The sequence below is a fragment of the Cobetia sp. MB87 genome (assembly GCF_011319755.1).
Classification (GTDB): Bacteria; Pseudomonadota; Gammaproteobacteria; order Pseudomonadales; family Halomonadaceae; genus Cobetia.
Genome location: NZ_VFBC01000008.1, coordinates 180,224 through 192,108 on the forward strand (window position 1 = coordinate 180,224; position 11,885 = coordinate 192,108).

Genomic DNA, 11,885 nt, shown 5'->3' on the forward strand with positions numbered 1-11,885 from the left:
ACAGGGGGTTATCTTTTCCGGCGCTACTGGCATTCGTGCTCAGGGCCGGGGAATGGATAAGTGGGGCTCGATGCGACGCACTTTTGCATGAGGCGTCTGATGGCATCGGGCGGGCGGTTGACTCGTTCAGCATCGAAGTTGGCATCGTTGCCGTCAAGCGGCTTCGGCGTTGACCCAGCGCTGGCGGTCGGGCCCAGTCCCGGAACCGCAATGAAGCACGATTGCGGGTCAAGCGGGTCAATCAGTTCACGGCCTGTAATCCGGATTCATGGATGCGCTGGCGGCGAGGTTGAAAGCATTGCCCGGCAGCGGCATGTTCAATGCCATCCTCTGCGGCCTGCCTTGCGCATCGCGCCCGTGAATCTTGATGGAGTGCGCGGTGACTTCGACGCTCTGCACTCTCTTGATGCCGTCGACAGCGGCAAAATTCAAGGTCTGACGCATGCTGTCGCCATCGATGGCCTTGCTGCCGGGCGCGGAATCACTCTGACGCAGCGCTTCGCTGATGAATTCTCCATCGGCGAGATTGATGGCCAGTTCCATCTGCCACCCATTATGCCCCCAGCCCGTGAACTGAACATGATCGTCGCGGATATCCAGCGTACTGAATTCCAGCATGCCTTTGCGACTGGCGTGGAGCATCATCTGCGTGAGCAGCTCTGGCGCAAGTCCCTGAGTGGACGCGGCGTCAGAGATATCCGTCGCCGGCTTCCCGGCATCATTGCCGAGCGTGGCGTGCGCCCGGTCGCCATTTGAGTGCTTGGTGGTCGAGGACCCATTGGCCGAGAGTCCAGAGGTCGAGAGCTCTGCCGCTGACAACTGATGGCGCACCGGCAGGTCCTCGATGCCATTGGCATAGGCGGGAGCCGAGCCCAGCATCAGGCCGAGTGCGCTGACGCCCAGGCCGTGTCGCCAGTGCTGGACTGCGCGGCTGGCGAGCCAGAAGCGAGACGGGGCGGCACCTGCGGCCGGCGGCTGCCGGGATGCGGAGTCTGATTCACGAACGGGAGCAATACGGGACGCGGCTGATGGGGACATGACACCCTCCTCAAGGATGGCTGGGCATGGCGCTCACTGTGGGCCAGGCGACCTTGCGCGACGCTGAGACGTGAATTCATCTGAGGTTCATTGCCTCCTGTCAGTCTCTGCATCACAGGGTCAGTGGTTGCTCTCGGAGTGGTCCGCGTTGTTCCAACGCAGGTTTGAGTGCACATTCCGTTGCTAGATTGCTCGCCACGCGCAAGCGTCCGCCATGGGCGCACACCAGCCCCGCCGTCATTCACGAGGTTCCCCTTCATGCAGACTCCCCACAAGGCTCAGCCAGACGCCAATGCAGCGCGTGGCAGTCAATGGCGGCAACGTTATGTCTGGCTGTGCCTCGGGCTCGGGAGCCTGCTGGTCGGTGCGCTGGCTCTGCCACCGCATGCGCTATGTGACAGCGAGCGCTGGCGCAGCCTGCACGATGAAGTCGCCGCCGGACGCGTCATCTCGTTGTCCGAGCTGCTCGATAGCCTCGAGCGTGACTGGCTGGGGCAGGTGGTCGAGGTGGAGCTCGAAGAGACACATGGCGAGCTGATCTACGAGGTCGAGATGCTCGGCCCGCAGGGCCAGATGGCCAGATTCACCGTGCGTGCCTCGGATGGCAGTCTACGTGAGGTGCGCGGGGTCAATCTCGATGCCATGCGTCGTGCTGGCAGTGGTTCCTTGTCTGAGCCCCTGCCCGAGACCGGCGACGCGCCGCTTGCGTCTGACGCTGGTAGTGCCGAGAGCGAGCGTCAGTAGGGCACGGCAGGCAGAGACCGCGCCAGGCAGTGCCAGCGCAGGCTTTGATAAGGCGCCGAGGGTGCCTGGCGGCCCGGAGGAACGGTATGCTAGTGCCATTGTCCATTGCGCCACCGGTAGAACGCCGCTTGCGTCAGGAGCCCGAGAATCGATGAAGATATTGCTGGTTGAAGATGACATGCCGTTGGCCGAAGCGCTGATGGCGCGCCTGGGAGAAGCCGATGTTCTGGTTGAGCATGCCACTACCGGGGGAGACGCCGACTTTCTGATCCAGACCGAGAGCTACGATGCCGTGGTGCTGGATCTCGGCCTGCCGGACGGCGATGGCACCCGCTGGCTGTCCCAGTGGCGAGAAGCCGGCATCGAGGTGCCGGTGCTGGTACTGACCGCGCGGGAGCGCTGGTCTGACAAGGCTGCCGGCTTCTCTGCCGGTGCCGATGATTACGTCACCAAGCCCTTCGAGACCGCCGAGGTCATCTTCCGTCTGCGCGCCCTGGTGCGTCGCTCACGCGGCCATGCCCACCCCGTGCTCAAGCTGGGTGATCTGGCCTGTGATACCCACGGCGGTACCGTCAGTCTGGCGGGGCGCCCCGTGTCGCTGACCGCCCAGGAAACGCGCCTGCTGATGCACCTGATGCACGCCGTGCCCGGTGTGGTCAGCCGTTCTGAACTGGTCGAGCATGTCTATGACCGCGACCACGAACCCGATTCCAACGTCATCGACGTGCAGATCAGCCGTCTGCGTCGCAAGCTGGGTGCCGAGCGCATCGAGACGCTGCGCGGACGTGGCTATCGTCTGCGTGATCCGGACGCCGAGACACAGGCGCCGACGGATGGCCGTGACGCATGAAGCCACTGTCCGTCGGCCGCCGCTTGCTGGGCGGCTCGCTGGTCATTGCCTTGATCGTCATGCCGCTGACCGGGCTCGGTCTGGCCTGGAGCTTCCGTGATGCCGTGACCACCGCCTTCGACCAGCGCCTGCTGTCGCTGTCGAAGGTGCTGATCGCCGCCATCCAGTTCGACCGCGAGAAGGGCCGCCCCGGCCTGACACGCTCGCTGGGCGACCCACGCTTCGACCAGGCCTACTCGGGCTGGTACTGGCAGATCTCCGATCGCAACGGCAATGTGCTGACGTCGCGCTCGCTGTGGGACCAACGCCTGCCGCCGCTGGAAGACATGGACAAGGGCGTCATCATCAGCCGTGACCTCAAGGGGCCGCGCCATCAGGTGCTGCGCTCCCTCGAGCGTGATATTCGCCTGCCCGGCCGCAATCAGCCACTGCACGTGATGGTGGCGGCCAGTCGTAGCGAGGTCGATGCCGAGGTCGCGCGCTTCGAGTGGCTGCTGGCGGGTGCGCTGGTGGCCTTGGCATCGCTTTTGGTGTGCGGCTCTGCCGCCCAGATCAGCTGGGGGCTGGCGCCTCTGCGGCGCCTGCGGGCTCGCCTCAAGAAGGTCGCCGACGGCGAGGCGGAGCGGCTGGAGGAGACCCGCCTGCCGCCGGAGCTGACCGAGCTGACCCGCGCCATCAATGCCGTGCTCGAGCGTGACCAGCGCTTGATCGAGCGTGGTCGCGCGGCGGCCGGCAATCTGGCGCATGCCCTCAAGACGCCGGTCAGCGTGCTCAAGGCGCAGTCCGAGCGCTTTGACGGCGAGGACCGTGCGCGGATCGACGCCGAGCTCAGGCGCATCGATGAAGCCGTGCGTCACCACCTGGCGCGTGCCAGTGCCGCCGGTGGCGCGCATCTCAGCGGGCGCATCAGCCTGCGTGAGGCGGCGGGGCCGGTCTTCGAGGGGCTCGGGCGGTTGGCGAGTCGGCGTGGCATCACGCTCAGTCTGGCGCTGGAGGATGACGCCAGCGTGAGGGTCGACCCGCAGGACCTGCAGGAAATGGTCGGCAATCTGCTCGAGAACGCCTTGCAGTGGGCGCGCCAGCAAGTGCGCGTCAGCAGCGAGACCCGCGATGGCGGCGTGTTGTTGATCATCGAGGATGATGGCCCCGGCATGAATGAAGAAGAGGGCGCTGCCGCTCTGGGGCGTGGGGCGCGTCTTGATGAAGGGCGCTCCGGTTCCGGTCTGGGGCTGGCGATCGTTGATGATCTGATGGCGCTCTACGGGGGCGAGCTGGCGTTGGAGCGCTCCAGTCTGGGCGGGCTGGCGGCACGCGTCTGGCTGCCGAGCTCTCCGCTGGTCGGGGCACAGCCGACGGAGTGACAGGGCGTCGCCTCGTTTATCGTCGGTCTTGTTTTGATAGTCAAGCGCTATCACAGCCATCCCGAGAGATGATTGGGCGCGGCCGGGGCGACACCGTATTCTGACGGTGTCCGGCTGGCAGCTGGACGGGCTTCGTTTCTGAGTCTCGTCTGCCGCGCCCTGCGGTGATGACGAACTGGCGCTCCTTCGGGAGCGCTTTTTTTTGCCTGTCATTCGCCACGCCGTGCCTGATCTATGATGCTCAAGGCGCCGATTGAACGCTGGCGGGGCTAACGGTCACGCTCAGGATCGCATAGGCTGTCAGAGAGTAAGCATCCGTTACGCCGGGCGTCAGGAGGTGGTGATGAAGGACATGACAATGTGTGCTCAGCATGGCGATCTGGAGGGCCTGGCGCAGGCATTGGCCGCCCCCGATGCGCACGAGCGAGTCAATGACGTGGATTATCGCGGGCGCTCGCCATTGCTGGTCGCGGTGCAGGCCAATCAGCCGGAAGCGGTAGAGGCACTGCTGTCCGCCGGCGCCGATTGCGAGCAGACCGATGCTCTGCATGACACGCCCCTGCTCGCCGCCGCCGCTCTCGGCTATGGCCGCTGTCTGAGCCGGCTGCTGGCGCATGGTGCCTCGGCGACGGTACTCAATCGCTTCTCCTCCACTGCGCTGATGTCGGCCAGTGAGCGTGGTCATGCCGATATCTGCCGTCAGCTGCTCGAGGAGACCGATGTCGACGTCAATCACCAGAATACGCTCGGCTGGACGGCGCTGATCGAGGCCGTGCTACTGGGGGATGGCAGCGTTGATTATCAACAGGTCGTCGAGCAGCTGCTGGCCCACGGTGCCGACGTCAATCTGGCGGACGCCGAAGGTGTCACGCCGCTGGCGCATGCGCGCTGGCGCCAGTTCGATGCGCTGAGCGAGAGGCTGGAAGCGGCAGGTGGTCGGGAGCAGGGCGTCGCCCATGATGTAAGTGAAGACGTCCATGCCCGTACCTCGACACCGCGTCGTGCATGATGGCACCGACCACAAGGAGGCATCGCATGGCGTTGACCTGGGGACTGATCATCATCGGCATCGCCTTGCTGCTGCTCGGTGGCTATCGCTGGCAGCAGGCGCAGTCCTTCGCCCGCAACAGCGCACAGGTGATGGGCGAGGTCATCAATCACGACCGCACCCTGCACGTTGAAGGGCGTGGCCCTATCCATCTGCCCAAGGGGGGCAGGCTCAGCGAGGATGAAGCCCTGGCGATGGCGGGCCTGCCGCCGGGCGGGCGCTTCAATATCGAGTCGATCCAGTATGCGCCCGTGGTGCGCTATCAGGATCAGCGTGATGGCTGGCACGAGATCATCTCGCCGCTGGCAGTGCCCTCGCCGACACCCGCGGTGGGGGAGAGCATGGCACTGGTCTATCGCCTGGATGCCCCGCATGAGGCCAGCCTGCCGGGAACGCGCGGCTGGCTGATCGGAGTGCCGTTGATACTGGGGTTCGCACTGTGCGCCGTCGGTTTGCGCCTGCTGTTGCGGGGTGGTGGATGAGTGATTCAGGAGGCGGCGCGACCCGCCGTTATGGTGTCGGCATGCTGGTGCTGTGCTGGGCGCTGATTCTCGCCATGCTGGTGTGGTGGTTTCAGGGCCAGCTTGATGAGCGCACCCGGCCCAATGCCTCGCTGGCCGGCCAGTCGCTGTCATCTGGAGAGCCACTGACGCTGTCGCGCAATCGCTCAGGGCACTTCGTGGCCCCCGGCACGATCAACGGTGAGCCGGTGACCTTCCTGCTCGATACTGGCGCCACCTATGTCTCGGTGTCCGAAGCGTTGGCCGAGCGTCTGCAGCTGCCACGCGGGCGGGATGCGCGCTTCACCACCGCCAATGGCGTCAGTCACGGCGCACTGACGACATTGGACGCCGTCAGCCTGGCGGGGCTCAGCCAGCGCGAGGTGCGCGGGGCCATCGTGCCGGGCATGCACGATGAGGTGGTGCTGCTGGGAATGAGTTTCCTTGGGGAGTTCGATATCAACATGCGCGGTCAGCAGATGACGCTGACGCCGGTGGATGGCGCTGGCGGCGGCCGATAACGTCAGTCGCCGACGCTGAGGGCTGACTGGGCTGGCAAAGGGCGGCTGACACTCCACCGCTCTGCCAGCAGACTCTGCAAACGACAACGCCCCGCTCATGATCTCCATGAGCGGGGCGTTTCATGTCTGGCGTGTCAGAGCAGGCGATCAGTCTTTCTTGGGCGGCTCGACATGGCCACCGAAGCCGAAGCGCATCGCTGACAGCAGGCGGTTGGCGTAGGTGTTTTCCTTGCGCGAGCTGAAGCGCGAGAACAGCGCATTGGCCAGCACCGGCACCGCGACACCCTGCTCGACGGCGGCATCGACGGTCCAGCGGCCTTCGCCACTGTCGGAGACGGCACCGCTGTAGTGGTCCAGACGCTCGTCACCGGCCAGTGCCTGGGCGGTCAGATCGAGCAGCCAGGAAGACACCACGCTGCCACGACGCCAGACCTCGGCGATATCGGCCAGATTGAGGTCGAAGCGCTGATCTTCCGGCAGCGCGTCGGAGCCCTTGCTCTGCATCAGCTCGAAGCCTTCGGCGTAAGCCTGCATCAGGCCGTACTCGATACCGTTGTGGACCATCTTCACATAGTGACCGGAACCGACCGGACCGGCGTGGATGTAGCCGCGCTCGGCGCGCTCATCCGGGGCGTTGCGGCCCTTGGTGCGTTCGAGGTCGCCATAGCCCGGGGCGAGGGTGTCGAACAGCGGCTCGAGATGCTCGAACACGGCCTTCTCGGCGCCGATCATCATGCAGTAGCCGCGCTCCAGGCCCCACACGCCGCCGGAAGTGCCCACATCGACGTAGTTCAGGCCCTTCAGCTTCAGGGCCGTGGCGCGGCGGATGTCGTCCTTGTAGAAGGTGTTGCCGCCATCGATGATGGTGTCGCCGGCTTCCATCAGCTCGGCAAGCGTGGCGATGGTCTGCTCGGTGATCTCGCCAGCCGGTAGCATGACCCAGACGGCGCGCGGCGCCTCGAGCTGTTGAACCAGTTCCACGAGGCTATCGACGTGCGTCGCACCGTCGGCGACCAGTGACTGGGCGATTGCCGCGTCACGATCATGGGCGACCACTTCGTGGCCATTGCGCATCAAGCGACGAGCGATATTGCCGCCCATGCGGCCGAGTCCGATGATACCGAGTTGCATGTTCGTTCCTTTCACGTGAAGCCGGGGAGAGTCGGGACGGCGCGAAGCCTACCCTGTGCGGGCGCTGGACGCAAAAACGGGCCATATCAATGACATGGCCCGTTGGGGTGCTCAGCGGAGACAGGCGTCAGTCGCGTGCCTGTCTCCGGGAGAGGGAGTGATCAGCGATCAATCCCAGCTCAGGGCACCGCCGACCTGATATTCGGTGACGCGCGTCTCGAAGAAGTTCTTCTCCTTGCGCAGGTCGATGATCTCGGACATCCACGGGAACGGGTTCTTGGCGCCCGGGAACTGCTCCTTGAGGCCCAGCTGCGCGAGGCGACGGTTGCAGATGAAGTGGAGGTATTCCTCCATGATGGCCGCGTTCATGCCCAGTACGCCGCGCGGCATGGTGTCACGCGCGTATTCGATCTCGAGCTGGGTGCCTTCCAGGATCATCTGGGTGACTTCGTCCTGGAATTCGGCAGTCCACAGGTGCGGATTCTCGACCTTGATCTGGTTGATCACGTCGATGCCGAAGTTCAGGTGCATGGACTCGTCACGCAGGATGTACTGGAACTGCTCGGCGACGCCGGTCATCTTGTTGCGACGACCCATGGACAGGATCTGGGAGAAGCCGCAGTAGAAGAAGATGCCTTCGGTGACGGCGTAGAAGCCGATCAGGTTGCGCAGGAATTCCTGGTCCGCTTCCGGTGTACCGGTGTGGAAGTCGGCACGCGCCAGCGCCTGGGTGTGCTTGAGGCTCCAGGCGGACTTGCGCGCCACGGAGTCCACTTCACGGTACATGTTGAAGACTTCGCCTTCGTCCATGCCCAGTGACTCGATGCAGTACTGGTAGGCGTGAGTGTGGATCGCCTCTTCGAAGGCCTGACGCAGCAGGTACTGGCGGCACTCCGGGTTGGTGATGTTCTTGTAGACGGCCAGCACCAGGTTGTTGGCGACCAGCGAGTCGGCAGTGGAGAAGTAACCCAGCGAACGCATCACGATCAGACGTTCGTCCTCGGTCAGACCGTCCTGGCTCTTCCAGAGCGCGATGTCCGCGTTCATGTTCACTTCCTGCGGCATCCAGTGGTTCGCGGAGCCGTCGAGGTACTTCTGCCATGCCCAGTCGTACTTGAAGGGCACCAGCTGGTTGACGTCGGCGCGGGCATTGATCATGCGCTTCTCGTCGACCTGAATGCGCTGGGCACCCATTTCCAGTTCTTCCAGACCCTTGGCCACGTCGAGATCGTCCAGCGCCTGCTGGGCGCGGGCGATGCGCTCGGCATCGCTGATCGCGTAGCCTTCGCTGTTCTCGCTCGCGACGACAGCGTCAGCCGCCGGAGCAGCAGCGGGAGCTTCGGACTGCGGCGCCGGTTTGGCTGTCGCCGGCTTCTCGGCAGCGGGGGCTTCGTCTTCGTGGAAATCGTCCCAGTTCAACATGTTGCGTTCCTCGTGTTCGGTGATGGTCACGCGGGCAGTCAGCGTGACGAAAAGGCAGGGGCGGTGCGTTCTACGACGCGAGCGCCATCGAGTGGCGTGGCTCCCGGAGGGGAGTCAGGCCCGGGCTTGTTTCGAGGTAATGTCAGGAGGCAGTGATTGTTGGTGGCGGCACAAGACCGAGCCAGGCTCGGTCTTGAGGGTTTGCCGCAGTCCGCCTGCAAGGTGTGTCCTGGCAGGCGGTGAGTCAGCGTCAGCGGACTCGGGTCTGGCGCAATCGCTTACTGACAGGCCTCACAGCCCAGCTCATCGATGTTGCTGGCGGAGGGGGCACGCTGACCGCTCTTGCCTTGCAGGAAGTCTTCGATGCCGCGCGGTTCCGGCTTGGCTTCCGGTGCCGGCGTCGGCGCGGGAGCCGGTGCCGGAGTCGGGGCGTTGCCGACGGCGTTGTGCTTGCTGCGATCGACGGTGGATTTCTCCACGGCGGTCGCACCCAGAGCACGGAGGTAATAGGTGGTCTTGAGGCCACGGAACCATGCCATGCGGTAGGTCACGTCCAGCTTCTTGCCGGACACGCCCTGGATGTACAGGTTCAGGGACTGGGCCTGATCGATCCACTTCTGACGACGCGAGGCGGCTTCGACGATCCACTTCGGCTCGACTTCGAAGGCGTTGGCGTACAGCGCCTTGAGGTCTTCCGGGATGCGCTCGATCGGCTGGACGCTGCCATCGTAGTACTTGAGGTCGTTGATCATGACCTCGTCCCACAGGCCGCGCGCCTTGAGGTCGTTGACCATGTAGGCGTTGACCACGGTGAACTCGCCAGACAGGTTCGATTTGACGAACAGGTTCTGGTAGGTCGGCTCGATGGACTGCGAGACGCCACAGATGTTGGAGATCGTCGCGGTCGGCGCGATCGCCATCACGTTGGAGTTGCGCATGCCCTGGGTGCGGACCTTCTCACGGATGTAGTCCCAGTCCTGGGTCTGGCTTTCGTCCATCTCGATGTAGTCGGCGCCACGTTCGGTCTTGAGCTTCTCGATGGAATCGATCGGCAGGATGCCCTGACTCCACAGAGAGCCGTCGAAGCTCTCGTAACGACCACGCTCGGCGGCCAGATCACTGGAAGCTTCGATGGCGTGATAGCTGACGAGTTCCATGGATTCGTCGGCGAAGGTCACGGCTTCTTCGGAGGCATAGGCGATGGACTGTGCATAGAGCGCGTCCTGGAAGCCCATGATACCGAGGCCGACCGGGCGGTGACGCATGTTGGAGCGACGTGCCTGCGGTACGGCGTAGTAGTTGATGTCGATGACGTTGTCGAGCATGCGCACGGCGGTACGCACCGACTTCTTGAGCTTGTCGCCGTCCAGCTTGCCGTCGATGACGTGCTGCGCCAGGTTGATCGAGCCCAGGTTGCAGACCGCGATCTCGTCCTCGGAGGTGTTGAGGGTGATCTCGGTGCACAGGTTGGACGAGTGCACGACACCGGCGTGCTGCTGCGGGCTGCGCAGGTTGCACGGGTCCTTGAAGGTGATCCACGGGTGGCCGGTCTCGAACAGCATGGACAGCATCTTGCGCCACAGATCACGTGCCTTGACGCGCTTGAACAGCTTCAGCTGGCCCTGACGGGTCATCTCCTCGTACTGCTCGTAACGCGCCTGGAAGGCCGCGCCGTACAGATCGTGGAGGTCCGGGCAGTCGGACGGCGAGAACAGGGTCCACTCGGTGTCATCGAAGACACGCTTCATGAACAGGTCCGGCACCCAGTTGGCGGTGTTCATGTCGTGGGTACGACGACGATCATCACCGGTGTTCTTGCGCAGGTCGAGGAATTCCTCGACGTCCATGTGCCAGGTTTCCAGATAGGCACAGACGGCGCCCTTGCGCTTGCCACCCTGGTTGACGGCAACGGCGGTGTCGTTGACGACCTTCAGGAAGGGCACGACGCCCTGGGACTTGCCGTTGGTGCCCTTGATGTAGGACCCCAGCGCACGCACCGGCGTCCAGTCATTGCCGAGACCCCCCGCCCACTTGGAGAGCATGGCGTTGTCGCGGATGGCGCCGTAGATGCCGTCGAGGGCGTCCGGCACGGTGGTCAGGTAGCAGCTGGACAGCTGGCTGCGACGGGTACCGGCGTTGAACAGGGTCGGCGTGGAGGCCATGTAGTCGAAGCTGGACAGCAGCTCGTAGAACTCGATGGCGCGACCTTCGCGGTCTTCCTCGTTCAGGGACAGACCCATGGCGACACGCATGAACATGACCTGCGGCAGCTCATAGCGCACGTCGTTCTGGTGCAGGAAGTAGCGGTCATACAGGGTCTGCAGGCCGAGATAGGTGAACTGGTTGTCACGTGTGTGATCGATGGCCGCGCCGAGGCGATCCAGATCGAAGGTGGCCAGTTGCTCATCCAGCTGCTCGAAGGCGATGCCGCTCTCGATGTAGGCCTTGAAGGCGACCGGGTAGTGCTCCTTCATCTCGCCGAAGGTGGCCTCGTCAGCGACCTTGAGGAAGCTCAGGGCTTCGCGGCGCAGGTTGTCCTGCAGCAGGCGGGCGGTGACGTAGGTGTAGTTCGGGTCCTTCTCGACCAGCGTACGCGCGGTCATCATCAGCGCGGTGGACACGCCATCGACCGGCACGCCGTCGTACAGATTCTTCAGGGAGTCATCGACGATCTTCTGGGCATCGACGTTGGAGAGCTCGGCGCAGGCATCGAAGACGAGGGTCTCGATACGGCCCAGATCCAGCGGACGCACGCTGCCGTCGAGGTGGGTGACATTGATGGTTGGGTGCGGCTTGGCGATGCCTTCGCTCTGGGCGCTGCGGGCACGGGCGTGCTCATCGCGGTACAGCACATAGGCGCGGGCGACCTTGTGCTCGCCGGAGCGCATCAGCGCCAGCTCGACTTGATCCTGGATGTCTTCGATGTGCAGGGTGCCACCGTCAGGCATGCGACGCTGGAAGGCGTCGGTGATCTGGCTGGTCAGCTGCTGAACCAGGTCGCGGATGCGCGAGCTGGACTCGACCTGATCGCCTTCCACGGCGATGAACGCCTTGGAGAGAGCGACGGAGATCTTGCTGGCGTCGAAGGCCGCAACATCGCCATTGCGCTTGATGACGCGCAGGCGCTGGGGGGCAGTCACGTCGACTGTCGCCTGATCGGTGCTGAAAGTGGAATCCATGACGCCTTCCTGAATCGTCTGAAGGTGAATCGTTGCCCGTTAGGGCTCGAGGGCAATTCGTATCGGGTCGCAGGCTGGAAATTCCCGTCTG

Annotated in this window: 10 protein-coding genes; 6 read left to right on the forward strand and 4 right to left on the reverse strand. The window is 64.1% G+C overall.

Annotation, left to right across the window (positions count from 1 at the left end; genetic code table 11):
- Nucleotides 1–246: 246 nt before the first annotated feature.
- Nucleotides 247–1,038 carry a hypothetical protein gene (locus CDPAHKCJ_RS10315; protein WP_166019713.1) on the reverse strand — a complete coding sequence of 264 codons (792 nt, stop codon included), beginning with the start codon at nucleotides 1,036–1,038 and terminating at the stop codon, nucleotides 247–249.
- A 258-nt stretch (nucleotides 1,039–1,296) separates the two neighbouring features.
- Here CDPAHKCJ_RS10315 and CDPAHKCJ_RS10320 point away from each other — a divergent pair, with 258 nt between their 5' ends.
- The 6 genes from CDPAHKCJ_RS10320 (at nucleotide 1,297) to CDPAHKCJ_RS10345 (ending at nucleotide 6,062) form a co-directional block, all read left to right on the forward strand.
- Nucleotides 1,297–1,782, forward strand: a complete 486-nt coding sequence (locus CDPAHKCJ_RS10320; protein WP_200018633.1) for a hypothetical protein — start codon at nucleotides 1,297–1,299, stop codon at nucleotides 1,780–1,782.
- Nucleotides 1,783–1,933: 151 nt separating this feature from the next.
- Nucleotides 1,934–2,632: a response regulator transcription factor gene (locus CDPAHKCJ_RS10325; protein ID WP_166019714.1), complete on the forward strand. Its 699-nt coding sequence runs from the start codon at nucleotides 1,934–1,936 to the stop codon at nucleotides 2,630–2,632.
- A complete protein-coding gene (locus CDPAHKCJ_RS10330) occupies nucleotides 2,629–3,993 on the forward strand; it encodes a HAMP domain-containing sensor histidine kinase (RefSeq protein ID WP_166019715.1) in 1,365 nt (454 codons plus the stop codon). Before CDPAHKCJ_RS10325 ends, CDPAHKCJ_RS10330 begins: the two co-directional genes overlap by 4 nt.
- Before the next feature lie 343 nt (nucleotides 3,994–4,336).
- Nucleotides 4,337–5,002 (forward strand): ankyrin repeat domain-containing protein, encoded by a 666-nt coding sequence (locus tag CDPAHKCJ_RS10335; RefSeq protein WP_166019716.1) that lies wholly within the window; start codon nucleotides 4,337–4,339, stop codon nucleotides 5,000–5,002.
- 26 nt (nucleotides 5,003–5,028) lie between these two features.
- Nucleotides 5,029–5,523 carry a hypothetical protein gene (locus CDPAHKCJ_RS10340; RefSeq protein WP_166019717.1) on the forward strand — a complete coding sequence of 165 codons (495 nt, stop codon included), beginning with the start codon at nucleotides 5,029–5,031 and terminating at the stop codon, nucleotides 5,521–5,523.
- Nucleotides 5,520–6,062, forward strand: coding sequence for a retropepsin-like aspartic protease (locus CDPAHKCJ_RS10345; protein WP_166019718.1), 543 nt, complete (start codon nucleotides 5,520–5,522; stop codon nucleotides 6,060–6,062). The genes CDPAHKCJ_RS10340 and CDPAHKCJ_RS10345 overlap by 4 nt, the downstream gene beginning before the upstream one ends.
- A gap of 147 nt (nucleotides 6,063–6,209) precedes the next feature.
- On the opposite strand, the gene gnd is transcribed toward CDPAHKCJ_RS10345, so the two are convergent.
- From gnd to CDPAHKCJ_RS10360, 3 genes are all read right to left on the reverse strand, one after another.
- Nucleotides 6,210–7,193, reverse strand: a complete 984-nt coding sequence (gene gnd, locus CDPAHKCJ_RS10350) for a phosphogluconate dehydrogenase (NAD(+)-dependent, decarboxylating) (RefSeq protein ID WP_166019719.1) — start codon at nucleotides 7,191–7,193, stop codon at nucleotides 6,210–6,212.
- 168 nt (nucleotides 7,194–7,361) lie between these two features.
- Nucleotides 7,362–8,615, reverse strand: a complete 1,254-nt coding sequence (locus CDPAHKCJ_RS10355) for a ribonucleotide-diphosphate reductase subunit beta (RefSeq protein ID WP_166019720.1) — start codon at nucleotides 8,613–8,615, stop codon at nucleotides 7,362–7,364.
- 278 nt (nucleotides 8,616–8,893) lie between these two features.
- Nucleotides 8,894–11,794 carry a ribonucleoside-diphosphate reductase subunit alpha gene (locus CDPAHKCJ_RS10360; protein WP_166019721.1) on the reverse strand — a complete coding sequence of 967 codons (2,901 nt, stop codon included), beginning with the start codon at nucleotides 11,792–11,794 and terminating at the stop codon, nucleotides 8,894–8,896.
- Between the last annotated feature and the right edge of the window lie 91 nt (nucleotides 11,795–11,885).